The sequence below is a fragment of the Thioclava sp. DLFJ5-1 genome, from assembly GCF_002020115.1.
GTDB classification, from domain to species: Bacteria; Pseudomonadota; Alphaproteobacteria; order Rhodobacterales; family Rhodobacteraceae; genus Thioclava; species Thioclava sediminum.
Genome location: NZ_MPZU01000001.1, coordinates 1,234,902 through 1,253,485 on the forward strand (window position 1 = coordinate 1,234,902; position 18,584 = coordinate 1,253,485).

Annotated in this window: 20 protein-coding genes, 2 tRNA genes and 2 pseudogenes; 4 read left to right on the top strand and 20 right to left on the bottom strand. The window is 65.5% G+C overall.

All coding sequences use genetic code 11. The features are described from left to right. The first annotated feature begins 96 nt into the window (after positions 1-96). Both BMI86_RS05860 and BMI86_RS05865 read left to right on the top strand, forming a co-directional pair. Positions 97-2,451 (top strand): Tex family protein, encoded by a 2,355-nt coding sequence (locus tag BMI86_RS05860; RefSeq protein WP_078540160.1) that lies wholly within the window; start codon positions 97-99, stop codon positions 2,449-2,451. Between the two features lie 133 nt (positions 2,452-2,584). Continuing rightward, positions 2,585-3,289 carry a hypothetical protein gene (locus tag BMI86_RS05865; RefSeq protein WP_078540161.1) on the top strand — a complete coding sequence of 235 codons (705 nt, stop codon included), beginning with the start codon at positions 2,585-2,587 and terminating at the stop codon, positions 3,287-3,289. Between the two features lie 112 nt (positions 3,290-3,401). Here BMI86_RS05865 and BMI86_RS05870 read toward each other — a convergent pair. From BMI86_RS05870 to BMI86_RS05920, 12 genes and pseudogenes are all read right to left on the bottom strand, one after another. After that, positions 3,402-3,477 (bottom strand) — tRNA-Phe (locus BMI86_RS05870). 98 nt (positions 3,478-3,575) lie between these two features. After that, positions 3,576-3,767, bottom strand: a complete 192-nt coding sequence (gene yacG, locus BMI86_RS05875; RefSeq protein WP_078540162.1) for a DNA gyrase inhibitor YacG — start codon at positions 3,765-3,767, stop codon at positions 3,576-3,578. After that, positions 3,764-4,816 carry a ribonuclease E/G gene (locus BMI86_RS05880; RefSeq protein ID WP_078540163.1) on the bottom strand — a complete coding sequence of 351 codons (1,053 nt, stop codon included), beginning with the start codon at positions 4,814-4,816 and terminating at the stop codon, positions 3,764-3,766. The genes yacG and BMI86_RS05880 overlap by 4 nt, the downstream gene beginning before the upstream one ends. Then, the gene (locus BMI86_RS05885) at positions 4,816-5,385 is read right to left on the bottom strand and encodes a Maf family protein (RefSeq protein ID WP_078540164.1); all 570 of its coding nucleotides are present in this window, start codon (positions 5,383-5,385) and stop codon (positions 4,816-4,818) included. Before BMI86_RS05885 ends, BMI86_RS05880 begins: the two co-directional genes overlap by 1 nt. Then, positions 5,382-5,600 carry a translation initiation factor IF-1 gene (infA, locus tag BMI86_RS05890; RefSeq protein WP_010397442.1) on the bottom strand — a complete coding sequence of 73 codons (219 nt, stop codon included), beginning with the start codon at positions 5,598-5,600 and terminating at the stop codon, positions 5,382-5,384. Before infA ends, BMI86_RS05885 begins: the two co-directional genes overlap by 4 nt. A gap of 82 nt (positions 5,601-5,682) precedes the next feature. Further along, positions 5,683-6,576 carry a carbon-nitrogen hydrolase family protein gene (locus BMI86_RS05895; protein ID WP_078540449.1) on the bottom strand — a complete coding sequence of 298 codons (894 nt, stop codon included), beginning with the start codon at positions 6,574-6,576 and terminating at the stop codon, positions 5,683-5,685. 8 nt (positions 6,577-6,584) lie between these two features. Then, entirely contained in the window at positions 6,585-7,166 is a 582-nt protein-coding gene (locus BMI86_RS05900; protein ID WP_143594730.1) for a GNAT family N-acetyltransferase, read from the bottom strand. Beyond that, positions 7,166-7,246, bottom strand: a pseudogene (locus BMI86_RS20935) (isopropylmalate/homocitrate/citramalate synthase); the annotation flags it as partial. The pseudogene BMI86_RS20935 and the gene BMI86_RS05900, both read right to left, overlap by 1 nt. 8 nt (positions 7,247-7,254) lie before the next feature. Continuing rightward, entirely contained in the window at positions 7,255-8,526 is a 1,272-nt protein-coding gene (locus tag BMI86_RS05905) for an RNA-guided endonuclease TnpB family protein (RefSeq protein ID WP_210402697.1), read from the bottom strand. Next, complete coding sequence (locus BMI86_RS05910; protein WP_078540451.1) at positions 8,516-9,151, bottom strand: IS607 family transposase; 636 nt, start codon at positions 9,149-9,151, stop codon at positions 8,516-8,518. Before BMI86_RS05910 ends, BMI86_RS05905 begins: the two co-directional genes overlap by 11 nt. A gap of 51 nt (positions 9,152-9,202) precedes the next feature. Next, positions 9,203-9,535: pseudogene (locus BMI86_RS05915) on the bottom strand (nuclear transport factor 2 family protein); the annotation flags it as partial. 76 nt (positions 9,536-9,611) lie between these two features. Next, complete coding sequence (locus BMI86_RS05920; RefSeq protein WP_078540167.1) at positions 9,612-10,442, bottom strand: NAD(P)H-binding protein; 831 nt, start codon at positions 10,440-10,442, stop codon at positions 9,612-9,614. Positions 10,443-10,553: 111 nt separating this feature from the next. On the opposite strand from BMI86_RS05920, the gene BMI86_RS05925 reads away from it, so the two are divergent. Then, positions 10,554-10,928, top strand: coding sequence for a helix-turn-helix domain-containing protein (locus BMI86_RS05925; protein WP_078540168.1), 375 nt, complete (start codon positions 10,554-10,556; stop codon positions 10,926-10,928). Here BMI86_RS05925 and BMI86_RS05930 read toward each other — a convergent pair whose 3' ends face one another. The 6 genes from BMI86_RS05930 to BMI86_RS21210 form a co-directional block, all read right to left on the bottom strand. Next, positions 10,929-11,381, bottom strand: coding sequence for a low molecular weight phosphatase family protein (locus tag BMI86_RS05930; protein WP_078540169.1), 453 nt, complete (start codon positions 11,379-11,381; stop codon positions 10,929-10,931). It lies immediately after the preceding gene. A 4-nt stretch (positions 11,382-11,385) separates the two neighbouring features. Continuing rightward, entirely contained in the window at positions 11,386-11,862 is a 477-nt protein-coding gene (locus BMI86_RS05935; RefSeq protein WP_078540170.1) for a UPF0262 family protein, read from the bottom strand. After that, positions 11,862-13,175 carry a histidinol dehydrogenase gene (gene hisD, locus BMI86_RS05940; RefSeq protein ID WP_078540171.1) on the bottom strand — a complete coding sequence of 438 codons (1,314 nt, stop codon included), beginning with the start codon at positions 13,173-13,175 and terminating at the stop codon, positions 11,862-11,864. Before hisD ends, BMI86_RS05935 begins: the two co-directional genes overlap by 1 nt. A 137-nt stretch (positions 13,176-13,312) precedes the next feature. Next, a complete protein-coding gene (locus BMI86_RS05945) occupies positions 13,313-13,792 on the bottom strand; it encodes a DUF2948 family protein (RefSeq protein WP_078540172.1) in 480 nt (159 codons plus the stop codon). Positions 13,793-13,843: 51 nt separating this feature from the next. Continuing rightward, positions 13,844-15,112, bottom strand: a complete 1,269-nt coding sequence (gene murA, locus BMI86_RS05950; protein ID WP_078540173.1) for a UDP-N-acetylglucosamine 1-carboxyvinyltransferase — start codon at positions 15,110-15,112, stop codon at positions 13,844-13,846. A gap of 1 nt (position 15,113) precedes the next feature. Further along, a complete protein-coding gene (locus BMI86_RS21210) occupies positions 15,114-15,284 on the bottom strand; it encodes a hypothetical protein (RefSeq protein ID WP_165756964.1) in 171 nt (56 codons plus the stop codon). A 118-nt stretch (positions 15,285-15,402) separates the two neighbouring features. Between BMI86_RS21210 and BMI86_RS05955 the strand changes: the two genes are divergently transcribed. Further along, a tRNA-Thr gene (locus tag BMI86_RS05955) sits at positions 15,403-15,477 on the top strand. Between the two features lie 28 nt (positions 15,478-15,505). On the opposite strand, the gene BMI86_RS05960 is transcribed toward BMI86_RS05955, so the two are convergent. Both BMI86_RS05960 and BMI86_RS05965 read right to left on the bottom strand, forming a co-directional pair. Then, on the bottom strand, positions 15,506-16,813 hold the full coding sequence (locus BMI86_RS05960; RefSeq protein ID WP_078540174.1) for a sigma-54 dependent transcriptional regulator: 1,308 nt from the start codon (positions 16,811-16,813) through the stop codon (positions 15,506-15,508). Continuing rightward, positions 16,810-18,573 carry an ATP-binding protein gene (locus BMI86_RS05965; RefSeq protein WP_078540175.1) on the bottom strand — a complete coding sequence of 588 codons (1,764 nt, stop codon included), beginning with the start codon at positions 18,571-18,573 and terminating at the stop codon, positions 16,810-16,812. Before BMI86_RS05965 ends, BMI86_RS05960 begins: the two co-directional genes overlap by 4 nt. Positions 18,574-18,584: the final 11 nt, after the last annotated feature.

Consider the following 18,584-nt stretch of genomic DNA (forward strand, 5'->3'; position numbering starts at 1 on the left):
GGAGGCCGGAGCAATCCGCCTACCTGCAGCCTTGCCCCTTTTCCCCGGCCAAGCAGGCGGCTATTGCTGGCAACCCGACCGCATCAGGAGACAGCCTTGGCCCAAACCGATTCCGCCCCCGTCCAAGCCCGCATCGCGCAGACCATCGCCACGGATATCGCGGCGAAGCCCGCACAAGTTACCGCGGCGATCGGGCTTCTCGATGGTGGGGCGACCGTGCCCTTCGTGGCGCGCTACCGCAAAGAGGTCACGGGCGGGCTCGACGATACGCAGCTGCGACAGCTCTCGGATCGGCTGGGCTATCTGCGCGAGATGGAGGCGCGGCGCGAGACGATCCTCAACTCGATCCGCGAGCAAGGTAAGCTGACCGACGATCTGGCACGCTCGATCGCGCGGGCCGAAAGCAAGGCCACGCTCGAAGACATCTACCTGCCCTTCAAACCCAAGCGCCGCACCAAGGCGATGATCGCGCGCGAGAACGGGCTGGAGCCGCTCCTGCGCGCCATTCAGGAGGACCGGAGCGCCGCGCCCGAGGCGCTGGCCGAGGGTTACGTCACCGAGGCCGTGCCCACGGCGAAGGACGCTCTGAACGGTGCGCGCGACATCCTGACCGAGGAACTGTCGGAAAACGCCGAGCTGCTCGGCACCCTGCGCGACTTCATGCGCGCCGAGGCCTTCATCGCCGCGCGGGTCGTGCCAGGCAAGGAAGAGGCGGGCGCGAAGTTCTCCGACTATTTCGACCATCGCGAGAAATGGGCCGACATTCCCGGCCACCGGGCGCTCGCCATTCTGCGCGCCGCGAAGGAAGAGATCGTGACGATGGAAATCGCGCCCGATCCCGAGACCGGGGAAGACCGCGCGATCGGCAAAATCGCGGCGACCTTCGACACGCAGGCCGGGCGTCCCGGCGATCTGTGGCTGCGCGATGTAGCGCGGTGGGCCTGGCGGGTGAAATTCTCGGTCTCGCTCTATGTCGATCTGCTGGGCGAGCTGCGCCAGCGCGCGCATGACGAAGCGATCAAGGTCTTCGCGCGCAACCTGCATGATCTGCTGCTGGCAGCCCCCGCCGGTCCGCGCGCCACGCTGGGCCTCGATCCGGGCATCCGGACGGGCGTGAAGGCGGCGGTGGTCGATGCGACCGGCAAAGTTCTGGAGACTGCAACGCTTTACCCGTTCCAGCCGAAGATGGATCTGCGCGGCGCGGAGGCGAAGATCATCGACATGGTCAAGCGTCACGGGGTCGAGCTGATCGCGATTGGCAACGGCACCGCCAGCCGCGAGACCGAACGGATGGTCGCCGACACGCTGAAGCTGCTGCCGCCGGGCGTGCGCACACCGACGAAAGTGGTGGTCTCGGAGGCCGGTGCGTCGGTCTATTCGGCCTCGGAACTGGCCGCGCGCGAGTTCCCCGATCTGGATGTGAGCTTGCGCGGGGCGGTCTCGATCGCGCGGCGCCTGCAGGACCCGCTGGCGGAGCTGGTGAAGATCGAACCGCAAAGCATCGGCGTCGGCCAATATCAGCACGACGTGGACCAGCGCCGCCTGTCGCAGGCGCTCGACGCTGTCGTCGAGGATGCGGTGAACGCGGTGGGCGTGGATCTCAACATGGCCTCCGCGCCGCTTCTGGCGCAGGTCGCCGGGCTTGGCCCCGCGCTGGCACAGGCCATCGTCGCGCATCGCGACGCGCACGGCGCTTTCCCCTCGCGCCGCGCGCTGATGAAAGTGGCGGGGCTCGGCCCCAAGGCCTTCGAGCAATGCGCGGGCTTCCTGCGCATTCGTGACGGCGAAGAGCCGCTCGATGCCTCCTCTGTCCACCCCGAGGCCTACGCCGTCGCACGCAAAATAGTGCAAAGTTGCGGTCGCGACATCCGCGAGATCATGGGCCAGCCCGCGGCGCTCAAAGACCTGCGCGCGGAGCAGTTCGTCACCGGCGATTTCGGCCTGCCCACGATCCGCGATATCTTCGCAGAGCTGGAAAAACCCGGCCGCGACCCGCGCCCGACCTTCAAGACAGCGCAATTCACCGACGGCGTCGAGGACATCAAAGACCTCAAGTCGGGGATGAGCCTGGAGGGCACCGTGACCAACGTGGCCGCCTTCGGCGCTTTCGTGGATATCGGCGTGCATCAGGACGGTCTGGTGCATGTCAGCCAGCTGGCAGATCGCTTCGTGAAGGATCCCCATGAGGTGGTGAAGGCGGGCGATGTGGTGCGCGTGCGTGTGACCGAGGTCGACATCCCGCGCAAACGGATCGGCCTGTCGATGCGCAAGCAATCCGAAGGCGGCGAGCGCCCGAAGGGCAAAGGCCCGGCAGGACAGGACCGGGGCAAACCCGGCCCGCAAGGTCCCCGTGGCAAAGGGCCCGGCAAGGGCCAAGGCAAGGCGCCGGCGAAGGACAGCAGCAATGGCGCGTTCGGCGCAGCGCTTCGCGATGCGATGAACCGGCGCTGAAGCCAGCCAAGCGGGTTGAACGATCGGGGATCTACCAGAGGTGAGCTGCGACACAGGAACAGCGCCACAACTTGCCTTCCCCGGCCCCCGCCGATAGCGTCACGCGAAACCACATAGGCGGGGGAGGCGGACCATGGCGCTTTGCAGCGATGCGGCGATGGTGCTGTTCTATGACATCGACGGTGACACCGCCGACCACGATCACTGGCACAGCCATGAGCACCTGCATGAGCGCCTCTCGGTTCCCGGCTTTCTACGGGCGACGCGCTGGATCGCGACCGAGAGCGGGCCACGCTACATGGTCACCTATGAAGTCAGCGGGACCGACGTGGCGACGTCGCAGGGCTACCTCGACCGCCTGAACGACCCCACATCCTGGACCGGTGCGGTCATGCCGCGGTTTCGCGGCATGATGCGCGGTTTCTGCACGATTCCGGCGAGCGAGGGCTATGGCTTGGGCGGTTTCGCCACAGCCTTCCGCTTTCAACCCGGCCCCGGACACGAAGACGCTGCGGCGTCCTGGATCGCGCAGGAGGTGCTGCAGGAGATCGCCTATCGCCCGGGTGTCGCCAGCGTTCAGCTGCTCCGCGCGACTGCACCGCCGCCGATGACTCGCGAGCAAGCACTGCGCGGCGCCGACACACCACTGCCGTGGCTACTCATCGCCACCGGCTATGACGCGGCGCTGCTGGGTCAGGCAGTGGAGCGCGGTTTCGATCCGGCTTCGGAAGCTGCTGTCGGGCTGATCGGCGACGTCGTCGCGACGCATTACGTGCTGAATCACACCGCGACTGCTGACGAGGTCGCGCGCACGCCCAAGCCGCAGTTTCCGCGCTAGGTTATTCCTTCGGGGGCGGAGGACGGGCGTTCGTCGACGTAGAACCGTTTGAAGCCACGCTAAAAATAGAGCGAAGCCGGGCCAAAACATATTGTCTTTTCGAGGATTTTAGTGGTGCCCGGAGGCGGATTCGAACCACCGACACGCGGATTTTCAATCCGCTGCTCTACCAACTGAGCTATCCGGGCACTGCGACCTTTCGGTCTTGGTGGAGCGGTTACTAGACGAGGGCGCGGGGGGTGTCCAGAGGGATTTCGCAGAAAATTACGCGAACTTGCGAAACGTCTCAGTGCGGCTTGCCGGGGGGCGTATCATCGCCTGCGGGACCGGTCGGCGCACGCTCTTCTTCCCCGGCGATATCGCCGGGAATGACGTAGGATCCGTTCAACCAGCGCGCCAGATCGACGTCGGCGCAACGCTTGGAACAGAAGGGGCGATATTTCGGGTCGGCATCCTTGCCGCAGATCGGACAGCTCATTTCGCCTCCCTGTTTTGGCCCCGCAGCAGGCGCACGAGCGGGACGCGGTCGCGCTTGCGTTGCATCTCGAAATTGCCCAACGGCGTCCAGCCTGCCAGCGAGGTCTCGGGCTCGCCTTTGACGGCGCGGCGCAGCTGCTGCTCAAGCGCCTGACGGTCGCGCTTGGGCATCGGAGCGAAGTCGATCACGACCTGCCCTCCGAGGCCGCGCAGGCGCAGCTGACGAGGCAATTCGCGGGCCGCGGCGATATTCGCCTTCAGCGCCGCAGCAGGCGTCGTGTCGTTGCCGGTATTGACGTCGACCGCAATCAGGGCGCGGGTCGGCTCGATCATCAGATGCGCGCCGCCCGGCAGGTCGACACGCGGGTGCAGAAGCGCTTCGATCGCGTCGGTGACGCCATGATCGTCGAACCCGCCTTCGATAACCTCATCTGGCACGGGTTCGGCCCAGTCGCGCCAGGCTTCTTCATGCGGATCGGGGGCGTCGACGAGCAGCTCCGGCCCGCCTTTAGTATCGTTAGTCACGGCCTCGGCCAGCTCGCGCATCGCGGCGACATCCTCGGCCACTTCTTCGAGCGGCACATGGGCCGCGGCGGAGCGCAGGATCACGCCCATATCCGAGCCTTCCATCACCGCCTCAGCCGCCGCCTGCAGATCGGCGCGCAGATCGTCTTCATGGATCCGGCGCGAGACGTTGATGCCGGGCGCGCCGGGCGTGACGATGGCGTAGCGCGACTTGAACAGCACGCGCAGCGTGACCGGCAACGCCTTGCCGGGCTCGGTGCCGCCAGAGACCATGCAGATCACGGTCTGGCCGGGGGCGAGCCCCTTCACCTCTTTCAGAAAGCCGCGCGCGCCTTCTGGCAGATCGACGAAGACGCCGCCCTGCCCTTTCATCTGGCGACCGATCGTGCCGCGAAGGATCGCGCCGGGGGCGAAGCTGATCTCGTCGGAGGTATCGATGATCAGGTCTTCAAGTTGGCCGTCGACCATCAGCGCCGCCGCTTCGCGACCGGCTATCTCGTCCAGCAGAACCACGCGCCCCTGCATTACATTTCCCCTCGAATGCCCGCGCTTGCGAGCAGCGTTGCGGTTTCAGCCAATGGCAACCCGACGACTGCGGTGAAGGACCCTTGGATCCACGGGACGAAAGCGCCGCCGCGTCCCTGGATCGCGTAGCCGCCCGCCTTGCCGTGCCATTCGCCCGAGGCGAGATAGCCGTTCACGTCCTCGTCGCTGAGCGGCTTGAACTTCACCACCGTATCGACAAGCCGTTCGCGCAGGCCCTGCGCCGTGCGCACCGCCACTGCGGTGAACACATGGTGCCGACGCCCGGAGAGCAGCCAGAGAAACTCCGCCGCTTCTTTCTCGTCTTCGGGTTTGCCCAAGATACGGCGCCCGCAGGTCACCGTGGTATCGGCGCTCAGCAGCACCTCGTCATCGGCCACATCGAGCGCCATCGCTTTCTCGCGGGCCATGCGGGCGACATAGTCGCGCGCGGCCTCGCTCTTGAAAGGCGTCTCGTCTATATCGGCTGGGCGCACGTCAAAAGGCTCCAGCCCGAGCTGGGCCAGAAGCTCTCGCCGTCGCGGGCTCGCCGAGCCGAGGATCAGCTTCACTTGAAGCGGTAGTTGATACGACCCTTCGTGAGGTCGTAGGTGTTCATTTCCACCTGAACCTTGTCGCCTGCCAGAACACGGATGCGGTTCTTACGCATCTTGCCTGCCATATGCGCGATGATCTCATGGCCGTTTTCAAGCTCGACCCGAAACGTCGCGTTAGGCAGGAGTTCCTTCACGACACCGGGAAATTCGAGCATTTCTTCCTTGGCCATGGTCACTCCGTAAATGGTTACCCGCGCCATCTGCGGGCGAGCGTTTAAATGCGCCCGTAAGCCGCGAAATTCAAGGGCAATGTCAAGGCTGGGCGGGGTTTTCCGAGGCGATCCGGATAATTTGGGCCGCATCAGACTGCTCGGACCAATGTTTGTAGGGCAAAACAGTTCCTGCAGTCCGGCTTTGCGCGACGCGATCCAAGTCCACCGTCGCGAAGGTCCAGCCGGGTGAGTCGGGCGCCCCTTCGGCCACGATCCCGCTTTCCGGCCAGAACCCGTCGGGTGGCGCGAAGATCGCAGCCGTGCCGCGGTTCTCGTCCACAGCCGGACACCAGAGCGCGTCGCCCACGGTGGGCGCCTGCACGGTCACGCATTGGTTTTCCAGCGCGCGCGCCATCGCGCCGATCCGCACCCGATTATAGCCCGCGAACGTGTCGGTGCAGGAGGGCACGAGGATGATCTCCGCCCCGGCCTCGGCCAGCGCGCGGGCCAGCAGGGGGAATTCGCTGTCATAGCAGATCGTGACGCCGATCTTGCCGAGTGCTGTGTCGAAGAGCACCAGCCCCTCGCCTGCATCGACATGCCAAATCTCTCGCTCGAACCGCGTCATGATCGCCTTGTCCTGATGCCCGATCAGCCCGCAGGGACCGAACAGGCTCGCCCGGTTCACGCGTTTGGTGCCGTCGATGACGGGTCCGGAGGGGGCGAGAATATGCACGCCATGCTCCGCCGCGAGACCTTCGAACAGCACTTCCATGTCCCCCCGCAGCCCGGCCACATGGACCAGCGCGGCTTCCAGATCGCCCGCGACCTCTGCCCCGCCGAGGCTCGCCAGCTCCATTGCGCCATATTCGGGAAAGACCAGAAGCTGCGCGCCCTGCCCTACGGCCTCAGCCACCCAAGCCGTGACCTTCGCCGCATAGCCCTCCCAGACGTCGAACCAGTCGAGCGGATAGGCCGCCGCCGCGATCATCACCTCGCGGCTCACAGCTTGCGTCCCCAGAATTGCAGCGCCTTCTCGGTCTGCTCGTCCTCACCGAGATCGATCCATTTGAACCGCGCGACCACGCCCTCCATCGGTGCATAGCCTCGCTTGCGCCAGAACCCGTCGAGCGGGCGGTAATCGGCGGGCTTCAAGGGATGATTTTCGGGCCGGATCACCGAGCAGAAGACTGACTGGCTGCGCCCCAGCTCGCGCGCATGGGACTCGCGGTGGTCGAAGAAGGCGTGCCCGAGGCCCTGCCCGCGATAGTCGGGCAGAAGGACCGACTCGGCACAGTAGAACACGTCTTCCAGTTTCAGCCCGGTGCCTGCAAAGGGGGCCGCGAAATCACCGGCGTGATCTTCCAGCGGCGTGCCAGTCGCAGCGCCCACCAGTCGCGCCCCGTCGAACGCACTGACGACCACCGCCGCATCGCTTTCCCGATAGCTCTGGATATAGCGCCGCTCATACTCCAGCGATCCGTCATAGATATATGGCCAGTCCCGAAACACGGCGATCCGCAGCCGCGCCACGTCTTCGAGCGCTCCATCCAGCGCCTCTCCGGTCAACCGCCGCACCTCCATCATGAGACCTGCGCGATCCAGTCGGCGAGGTTGTAATAGGTGACGACGCGCGTGATCTTGCCCTCGTCGAGCGTGAAGAACGCCGCTTTCATGGAGCCGATCTTTCCTGATCAGGTCCATTTTCCTGCTTCATCGTGGCCGGTTTCACGGCAAGATCAGTCCCGCCGCCAGAGCCTTCCACTCCACAAGCTGACACCGGACGGACCTTGAGGTCCTCGCTACCGGCCAGATTCTTGAGGTTGATCGCCGCATTGATGTCGCGATCGTGCTGCGCGCCGCAATTGGCGCAGGTCCATGAGCGGACCGAGAGCGGAAGAACCTCCGCTTTGGTGTGACATGCCGAACAGATCTTGCTGGACGCAAAGAACCTGTCGGCGGCAACAAGAGTGCCACCAAGGCGCGCGAGCTTGTAGCTCAGCTGCCGACGGAACTCGAAAAACCCCATATCGGAAATGGCGCGGGCAAGATGCCGGTTCGCCATCATGCCCCGAACATTGAGGTCTTCGATGACCACGGTGCCGGCTTCACGCGCCAACCGGGTCGTGAGCTTGTGCAACCCGTCCTGACGGATATTGCGGATACGTGCATGGAGCTTTGCAATCCGGGCACGAGACCGTGCCCGATTTTTCCCGCCCTTTTGTTTTCGCGCATGAGATCTCTGCAGTCGTGCGAGCCGCTTCAGGTTGCGACCCAGGGATTTTGAACCGGAGAACTTGCGGCCGTCGCTCAAGGTGGCCAGATCCGTAACGCCGAGATCGACGCCGATGACCGCCCCTTCGGGGCGAGGTGTAAAGCTGTGATCGATCTCAACCGCAATCGCCGCGAACCACCGGCCCGCCTCCCGCGAGATGGTGACGGATTTCAAGGTTGGATTCATGTCGGAACCAAAGCGCAGGGCCTCCCGCATAGACACCCAGCCAATGCGCGGCAGTTTCAGGCGTCGCCCTTCGACACGGAATGTCCCGGGGCCATTGTCCGGCCGAAAGCTTTCACGACAGAGATCTTTTGCTTTGAAGTTGGGATAGCGGGAGCGCCCCTCGAAGAAACCCTTGAACGCGGCACCAAGATTCTTGATCGCCTGCTGTGGAACCGCCTTGGGCGCCTGCAGCATCCAGGGGTATTCAGCCCGCTTGATGGCATTGAGTTCGCGTCGCAGCGCAGCCTCGGAAGGCTTGGGCAGGGAATTGTTTTCGCAATGCGCGGTATATTGGGATTTCCATCGGTCGAGAGCCCAGTTCCAGCTGAACCGGGCGATGCCGGCGCATTGCGCAAACAGTGCGTCCTGCGCCTTGTCTACATCGAGGGCGATGCGGTGAACTGTCATGATCCGGGTAGAGATCGCTGCTCCATCAAGCGCCATCATCGCCTCCTTCAGCCGCGGCCTTAATGTCGGCGATCAATTTCGAATTCTTGCGGGAGCGCGCCCCGTAGAGCCGTGCGCTGAACACCGTGATGATCTCGAGCACATCCCGGGCAAGATCCTCTTCGAAGCTGGTGTCTTCGCCCTGGTTCAGGATCACAATCTCGACGTTCTTCGCCTCGCAGATCGCGAAGACGAGCTCAGCGCCGAAGCGCAGCAAACGATCCTTGTGGGTGATGACCAGTCGGCCGACGCGATCCTCGACAATGTCTTCGAGTAGGCGCTTGAGGCCCTTCTTGCGATAGTTCATGCCAGAGCCGAGATCGGTGAGCACCTCGTAGGTCCAGCCCTGCCCGGCGCAATAGGCCTCGAGAAGCTGCGCCTGGCGCTCCAGGTCAGGTTTCTGGTCATGGGAGGAAACGCGTGCGTAGGCAACCGTGCGCCGGGCAGCGTTATCCTGCTGCCTATGGAGCTCCGGCTGCAGTTTGGCGAGGTCATAGCGGCGCCGCCCACCCTCGGTTACGAGGTCGGGTTTGAGCTTGCCGCTCTCATCCCATCTGCGCAGGGTGAGGGGTGTCACGCCCAGGGCCTTTGCGGCCTCGCCAATACTTACAAGCCTCTTCATCATTTAGACAATATATGATGCAAAAAGCATAAGTCAAATGGAAGATTTTAAAGCCCCCGCCGGCAGAACATAGCTTTGCCCATGCGCCTCGGGCAGCCCGTCATCCGTCTCCAGATAGACGCCATTCACGATGAACTCCGCCGCCGCCCGCGTGCCTGATTCATTGGCCATGATGACCATATCGGTCAGCTGCTCGCGATAGCAGCGGCTCATATGCTTGTTGAATTCGCGGAACGCCTCGATCCCGTGGCGGATCTTTCCCTCGTTCACATGATGCGCGAAAGGCTCGCCCAGCTGGGCCTCCATCCCTGCCGTATCGCCTGCATTGAAGGCATCGTAATAGCGGCTGATCGTGTCGAGAGTGCGGGCGCGCGGGATGGCCATTCTCCGTAAAGCAGTCTGGCCTTGAGTGCCACGCGCCACACGCCGCGTCAAACGCGGTCATAGGCACCGTCGCGGGTTACCCCAATGCGGCGCGCACGATCCCGGCCAGCGGCGTGGTCGGGTGGCCGATCAGCCGCGACAGGTCGTCGCTGTCATCGAACAGCGCGCCATTGGCGGCCTGCGCATCCGAATCCGCGATGATCGCGGCGAAGGGGGCGGGCAGGCCCATCGTCTCGAGCAACGCGCGATACTCGGCCTCGGCGAGGTGCGAGACCTCGACCTCGCGACCGGCCTGTGCGGCGATCTCGGCGGCCAGTTCGTCGAGGGTGAAACCCGCATCGCCCGCCAGCTCATAGGTCTTGCCCTGCAAGCCGGGATCGAGCGCGACGGCGGCCAGCGCCTCGGCATAATCCGCGCGCGCCGCTGCCGCGATCCGGCCTGCGCCCGACGCCCCGGCGATCGTGCCCGACTGCGCAGCATAGCCGATCGCGCTGTCGTAATTCTCGCCATACCAGCCATTGCGCAGCAGCGTATGGCTCAGTCCCGATGCGGCCAGCGTCGACTCGGTCGCCACGTGCTCTTCGGCCAATTGCATCTTCGAACGGTCGGCATGCAGCAGAGACGTGTAAAGAATATGGCCAACCCCATGCGCGTTGGCGGCCTCGATCACGTTGCGATGCTGCGGCGCGCGCTGGCCGACCTCGCTCGACGAGATCAGGATCAGCGTGTCGACACCTGCCAGCGCGTCGAAGCTGTTCGGGTCGGAATAGTCGAAACGCCGCGCGGCGCCCGGCAGCTTCTCAGGGCTGCGTGCCAGCCCGATCACGTCGGTCGCGCCGCGCGCGGCCAGTGCGGCAAGGGTGAGTTGGCCAAGATGGCCGGTGGCTCCGGTAACGGCGATGGTCATGGCGACCTCCTTTTGTCTTTCGCTGACGGGAAGCTGCGCCCTTTACTGCGCAAAAGGAAGTACCTACATTCTGGTAAGTGTTCAGCAGCCCCGCACAGGAGCCTCCGCATTATGCAACAGACCGACCCCGCGCTGCCCGTCGCCGATGTGTTCAACGCCGATTGTCCCTCGCGCATGATCCTGTCGCATGTCAGCTCGCGCTGGGGCGGGCTGGTTCTGGTCGCGCTGCGCGACGGGCGGCTGCGCTTTTCCGAGCTGCGTCGCAGGATCGGCGGCATTTCCGAGCGGATGCTGGCCCAGACCTTGCAGGTGCTCGAAGCGGATGGGCTGATCTCGCGGCGCGATCATGGCGAGGTGCCGCCGCGCGTGGATTATTGCCTGACCGAGGCGGGAGAGGCGATCGCGATCCGCTATTTCGAGCTTGCGCATTGGATCGAGGCGAATCTGGACCGACTTGGCACGCAGCCTGCACAGTCGGGCGACTGATCAGGCGGTCGGCTCTCCGAAACGGTCGATGAGATGGCGGCGGATCTGGTCGCGGGTGTCGCGATAGGCGGCGAGCTTGGCTTCGCGCGTCTCGCCGATCCCGGTCGGATCGAGGATCGGCCAGTATTCCACGTCGAGATGGAAGAACCGGGTCAGCTCCAGCGCCTGACGCTGCGAGGCGGGCGAGAGCGCGATCACTAGGTCAAAAGCCGACAGATCATCACCCCATTCCTGCAGCTCGGTGAAAGACCGCGCGCGGTGACGCTCCAGATTGACGCCGATCTCGGCCATCACCGCTATGGTGAAGCCGTCGATCTCCAGATCGGCTTTCACGCCCACCGACTGCACATAGCATTCGGTGCCGTAGAATTTCTTCATCATCCCCTCGGCCATCGGGGAGCGCGTGGAGTTATGATCGCACGCAAAAAGAACGGAGTTGGGGATCTCGCCCATCCGTTTACCTCGGGGCGAGAACGGCAACGAGGGTGAAGAGGCGCCGCGCCGTGTCGATGTCGATCTCGGCCTTGCCTTCGAGACGCTCCTGCAGAATGCGCGCGCCTTCGTTGTGGATGCCGCGCCGGGCCATGTCGATCGCCTCGATCTGGCTCGGCGGCAGTTTCTTGACCGCCTCGAAATAGCTCTCGCAGATCTGAAAGTAATCCTTCACCGCCTGCCGGAACGGGCCGAAGGACAGATGAAACTCCGCCACTTTCGCGCCGCACTCGGTTTCGGTGTCGAAAACCAGCCGCCGGTCGCGCACGCCAAGCGTCAGTGCGAACGGCCCTTCGGGTGCAGGTTGCCCGTCGCGGCCCGGGATGTTGAAGCTGTTATCCTCGAGCAGATCGTAGATCGCGACCTTGCGCTCCTGCTCGATTTCAGGCGAGGGCGCGGGCAGCCCGCCCGTGTCCAGCTGGATATGCGAAATCCGGGCCATCACCCCTCCCCTTCGTCATTGAGCGCATCGAGCCGCGCACGCACGGACAGCCCATGCGCCTCGAGGCTTTCCGACTTCGCCAGCACCTCCGCCGACGGGCCGATCGCCTTCAGCGCGCCGGGCGTCATCTTCGCCAGCGTCGTGCGCTTGATGAAATCCATCACCGACAGGCCCGAGGAGAACCGCGCCGAGCGCGCCGTGGGCAGAACGTGGTTCGGCCCGCCGATATAGTCGCCGATCGCTTCGGGCGTGTAGGCGCCAAGGAAGATCGCGCCGGCATGGGTTATCGCCTCGGAGAGCCAATCGGGATCGGCGACGCACAGCTCCAGATGCTCGGGCGCGACCCGGTTCGACAGTTCCGCCGCTTCCATCAGGTCGCGCGCGACGATCACCGCCCCGAAGTCGCGCCAGCTCGCGCCCGCAATCGCACGGCGCTCCAGCGTCTCGAGCCGTTTCTCGACCGCCGCCACGACCGCCTTGCCGAAAGCCTCGTCGGTGGTGATCAGGATCGCCTGCGCGCTCTCGTCATGCTCGGCCTGGCTCATCAGATCGAGCGCGATCCAGTCCGGGTCGCCCGTGCCATCCGCGATCACGAGGATTTCCGACGGCCCCGCGATCATGTCGATGCCCACGCGCCCAAACACGCGCCGCTTGGCCGCCGCCACGAAGGCGTTGCCCGGCCCGGTGATCTTGTCGACCGCCGTGATCGTCTCGGTTCCATAGGCCAGCGCGGCAATCGCCTGCGCGCCGCCCATCCGGTAGACCGTATCGACGCCCGCCAGTTGCGCGGCCAGCAGCACCAGCGGGTTCACCGCCCCGCCCGGCGTCGGGCAAGCCACGACCAGACGCTCCACGCCCGCGACCTTTGCCGGGATCGCGTTCATCAGCACCGAAGAGGGATAGCTCGCCAGCCCGCCGGGCACGTAAAGCCCCGCCGCCGAGACCGGCCCCCAGCGCCAGCCAAGCTCCGCCCCGCTCGCGTCGATCCAACGCGCGTCATGCGGCATCTGGCGCTCGTGATAGGCACGGATGCGCCCGGCCGCCAGTTCCAGCGCCGCGCGCTCTTCGGCGGGCACTTTCGCGACCTCGGCCTCGATCTCCTCGGGAGAGAAAGCCAGCGTCTCCGGTGTCAGCTCCAGACGGTCGAATTTCGCGGTCAGCTCGATCAGCGCTGCATCGCCCCGCTTGCGGATATCCGCGATGATATCGGCCACGACAACATCCACATCGGGGCTGTCCTCGCGCTTCATCCCCAGAAGTTCGACAAACCGGGCCTCAAAGCCCTCTTCGCGCGTGTCCAGAAAGTGCGGCATCGACAGTCTCCTATTCCGTTCTTCGGATTAGAGACTCCCGCCCTGCCCCGCAAGCACGACCCTGCCCGCAAGGGCAATTCCACTTCGACTTGGCGTAAATATCCCCGCCGGAGGCATCCCCGGTCGCAAAACGCGGCTTACTCGGGATGATGCGGCGCATGCCCCGAGGGCGCCCGATAGGGACGCTCGACGTCGCGCAGATCAACATCGAGACATTCGACATCCGCCGCCAACGCGCCATCACCCGCCAGCGTGACCGTAACGCGACCCGCGCCGTCTTCGGCCTCCTCGAAGGTGATATCGAGGATCGAGAGCACCACGTCGCGATCCGAACGATCGATCCCCATGCTCGCGACATGGGTGACATCCGAAATCACCAGCAGCGACCGCACACGCTCATAGGGGCGCTTCTCGGCCTCGGCCTGCGCCTTGTCTTCCCAGCGGAACCGGTTGATCAGCAGCGCGAGACGACGGGATTTCGCCTCCCAGGCGATCTCGGTGATCGGGAGCACGGCGTCCTGCACCAGCGCCGCAATGACGGGCAGGTCGTCCTTGGTCTCGGCGCGCAGCGCGATCGCGCCTTCGCCACCCTCTTCGAATTTCGCATCACGGGTCATTGGGTCACCTCTGCATTCGATATGGGGAAGACGGCGGGAATTGCCAGCCGATCAACTCGCTTTCACGCGCTCGATATGCGCACCGACGCCCGCCAGTTTCTCCTCGACGCGCTCATAGCCGCGATCGAGGTGATAGACACGGCTGACGACGGTCTCACCTTCCGCGGCCAGCCCTGCAAGGATCAGCGACACGGAGGCGCGCAGGTCGGTCGCCATCACCGGCGCCCCTTTGAGCTTCTCGACGCCATGGACCGTCGCATGACCGCCATGGACGTCGATATTCGCCCCCATCCGCACCAGTTCGGGCGCATGCATGAAGCGATTCTCGAAAATCTTCTCTTCCAGCACGCTGGTGCCCTCGGCGGTGCAAAGAAGCGCCATCATCTGCGCCTGCAGGTCGGTCGGGAAGCCGGGGAACGGCTCGGTCGTCACGTCGACCGCGCGGATGCGGCCATTCTTGCGCGCCACCTTGAGGCCGGTATGGGTCTGCTCGACCGAGATTCCCGCCGCATCGAGCTTCTCGCAGAAGCTCTCCAGCAGATCGATTCGACCGCCCAGGCACTCCACCTCGCCGCCGCAGATCGCGGGCGCGAGCATATAGGTGCCCAGCTCGATCCGGTCCGCCACGACCGGGTGGGTCGCGCCGTGCAGACGGTCCTTGCCCTCGATCACGATCTCGGAGGTGCCGTCGCCCTCGATCTGCGCGCCCATCGCGCGCAGGCATTTCGCCAGATCGACGATTTCCGGCTCGCGGGCGGCATTCTTCAGCACCGAGGTGCCCTTGGCGAGCGAGGCGGCCATCAGGAAGTTCTCGGTCGCACCAACGGAAGCGAAGCGCATCTCGTGGGTGGCGCCTTTCAGCCCGCCCTTCGCTTCGGCATGCAGATAGCCGTCCTTCAGCTCGATCTCCGCCCCGAGCGCGGCAAGCGCATCGACATGGATATCCATCGGGCGCGCGCCGATCGCACAGCCGCCCGGCAGCGACACGACCGCATGGCCCAGACGTGCCAGCAGCGGCCCGAGCACCAGATTCGAGGCGCGCATCTTGCGCACGATTTCATAATCCGCGACCGGGTTGATCTCGCCATGACACGAGGTCGCCAGAACCTTGCCATCCTGCAGCGCAGTCACTTCCGCGCCGAGGCTCGCCAGCAATTCGGTCATCGTGCGGATGTCCGACAGGCGCGGCGCATTGGTCAGGGTCAGCGGCTCATCGCTCAAGAGCGTGGCCGGCATCAGCGCGAGACAGGCGTTTTTCGCCCCCGCGATCGGGATTTGGCCGGAAAGTGGCCCGTTGCCGCGCACGACGATGCTGTCCATATCAACTGCCCTCGGATTCGTTGTTATTCGGCGGCTTGGATTCGGATTTGCGGGCGCGCGCCTGCGCCTTGCGCCGCTGCAGATTCGCGCGCAGCGCCTGCGCCCGACGCTCTTCGCGGCTCAATTCCGCATCGCGGGACGTGCCCGATCCATCTTTCTTTCCGCCTGTCATGGCGCCTCGTTTAACCCGCCTGTGAAATCCTGTCGAGAGAGAGCAAGATTTGCCCTTGCACCCCCGCGCGATTGCGTCTAAATCCCCGCCACGGTCGAAGCGACGGACCGAAACCGGCGCTGCTGTAGCTCAGCGGTAGAGCACTCCCTTGGTAAGGGAGAGGTCGAGAGTTCAAGTCTCTCCAGCAGCACCACTTCCCCCTCCCCGATTAAAATCACCGACTAATCGGCGCGAATCCCGTAGCGGCTGATCTTGTCGTTGAGCGTGCGCCGCGCGATGCCGAGCGCCTGGGCGGCCCGTTCGGTATTGCCCCGGCAGCGTTCGAGCGTGGCGCTGATTTCGCGCGCCTCATAGGCCGCGACTTTGTCGGCGAGGCTTTGCGGGGCCGAGGGTGCCTCGGTCGGCGCATCGGGAAGATCAAGGCCCAGCGCGAAGCGTTCCGCCGCCGCTTTCAGTTCGCGGACATTGCCGGGCCAGGGGCGGCGCTTGACCTGTTCGCGCAAGCTATAGGGCAGGTCCGGGACCTCGCGGCCATAGCGGCGTGCGGCAAGCTCCGCGAAATGGCGAAAAAGCAGGACGATATCCTCGCCCAGAGAGCGCAGCGGATCGAGCGTGATCTCGGCTCCGGCGAGGCGATAGAACAGATCGGCGCGGAAGCTGTTATCGAGCGTGCGCGCGCGCAGGTCCGATTTCGTCAGAGCGATGATCCGCAGATCGAGCGGGCGCACGCGGTTTTCGCCCAGCCGCTCCACCTGGCGTTCCTGCAAGGCGCGCAGCAATTTCGGCTGCACCGCCGCCGGCATCGCCTCGACCTCGTCGAGCACCAGCGTGCCGCCCGAGGCCGCCTCCAGCTTGCCGGGCTTATCCTGAGCGCCGGGGAAAGCGCCCGCGACATGGCCGAAGATCTCGATCTCGAACAGCGTCTCGGGCAGCGCCGCGCAATTGAGCGCTACGAACGGACCCTGCGCGCGCGGGCTGGCCGCATGAAGCGCACGGGCGACCAACTCCTTCCCGGTCCCAGTCTCGCCAGTCACCACGAGGTCGATCTCCAGCGGGCCGAGCGCCGCGATTCGCGCGCGCAGCGCCGCGATAGCCGCCGACTGGCCGAGGATCTCCGCCCCGTCGCGCCGCGCGATCTCGTCTTGCAGCCGCCCCAACTCGGCCCGGGTCGCGCGGGCCCGAAGCGCCCGGTCGACCACCGCCAGCAGATGTTGCGCGTCGTAGGGCTTCTCGAGAAAATCCTCCGCCCCCAATTGCATCGCCTTCACCGCGTGCGAGACATCGCCATGCCCGGTGATCATCAGGACCGGCAAATCGGGGCTGCGCGCCTTGAGCGCCTCGAGCAGGCCGAACCCGTCGATCCCCGGCATCCGCAGATCGCTGACTACCAGATCGGGCAAAGCGGGCGCATCGAGCGCCGCCTGCGCATTGGCGAACCCTTCGCAGTCATAGCCGCCCGCCTCGATCAGATCGGCGAGCGCCGCGCGGTGGTCGTCATCATCTTCCACGACATGGATCAGTGCGGTCATACCGGCTCCTTTTCGCGCACCCGTGTGAGCGTCACGATCATCTGCGTGCCCTCCCCCGGCGTCGAGCGGGTATCGAGCCGCCCGCCGATCTCGGACAGGATCGCCTGCGAAATCGCAAGCCCGAGACCCAGCCCCGCCCCGTCGTCTTTCGTAGAGAAAAACGGTTCTGTCACGCGCGGCACGTCTTCGGGCGCGATGCCGGGACCGTTGTCGCGGACGCTCAGATTCAGTTCATTTTCCGCGCCTTCCAGACGCAGCTCGACTTCGGGCGCGGGCTGGCCCTCGACCGCATCGAGCGCATTCAAGAGCAAGTTCACCAACACCTGTTCCAGCCGCGCCCGTCCCGCATTGGCGAAAAGCGGACCATCGGGGACAACCACGCGCGGCTTAATCCCGAGCGCTCTAGCCCGCGGTGCAACCAGTTCCAGCGCGCTTGCTGCGACGGCGCCGATCTCGATCCGCTCCAGATCAGCGGTGTCTTTGCGCGAGAAGCTTTTCAGGTGCTTGATCGTGCGCTGCATCCGGCGGATCAGGTTGCGCGCGGTCTCGATGCGGGCGACCGTCTTCTCGGTGCTGCGCGCGGCGCCCATCTCGGCGGCGGCAAGAGTCGCCTCCATCGCGGCGAGCGGTTGACTCACCTCATGCACGATCGCGGCCGACATCCGGCCAAGCGCGGCCATCTTCTCGGAATGGATCAGCCCCTCCTGCGCGGCGCGCAGTTCCGCCTCGGTCTGGCGGCGGGCCTCGATCTCGCGGCCAAGGGCGCGGGTGCGCTCGGCCACCTTGCGTTCCAGCATCTCGGATTGGCGCAGGCGCAGCGCCACGAGCTGCCGCCGCTGCGCCTGTGTTTTCGCCAGCGCCAGACCCAGCACCGAGGCCAGCGCCGCCGTCACCCCCGCGATCAGCGCCGAGAGCATCGCGGGCTGCACCGGGGCTGCGGCCACCACCGTCCAGCCCTCGCCAAACGCTGCGGTCTGGCTGCGCAGCCGCGCGCCGCTCGCATCGAACATCCACGCGGCGCTGCCTTGCATCAGCGGCCCCTGTTTCGCGGGATCGCGCCCGGGATAGGTCTTCAGATCGGCGAGCCGCGCGCGCGCCTCGGGGGCGAGCGGATGGAGCGGGTGATAGAGCCAGTCGGGATTGCCCGAGAGGAACACCACCCCATCGGGATCGGCCACCGCCACCGCCTGCCCCGCCTGCGCCCAGGCCTGTTGCAGCGGGTCGAGATCGACCTTCACCACCACCACACCGGGCGGACCACCGCGACCTCCGATCCGCGCGGAGAGGAAATAGCCCGGAACCCCGGTGGTCACGCCGATCGCGTAGAAGGCACCCTGCCCGGTGGCGATCGCATCGCGGAAATAGGGGCGGAAGCTGTAGTCGTGGCCTACGAAAGAGGCCGGGCTGTCCCAGTTCGAGGCCGCCAGCGTCACCCCCTGCCCGTCCATCAAGTAAAGCTGATCAGCCCCCGAAAGCTCCAGAACCTCGGCAAGGTAGCGGTTCGCCGCGAGATCCGCGCCGGGCGCATCGGGCGTGCCGATCACCGCGCGGATGCGGGCATCCTGCCCGACCACGGCGGGCAGGTAGCGGAAGCGGTCGATCTCGGTTTCCAGCGCGCGCAGGGTCAGGATCAGGCTGCGATCGAGCCGCGCGTCGATGCCCGACAGCGCGATGCGCCATGCGCCCACCGCCGCCGCGACGGAGATCGCGCAGACCGCGATCACCCGCCAGAATGTCATGCGCGCGGCAGGCTTGGCCATGCGCCCTCCCT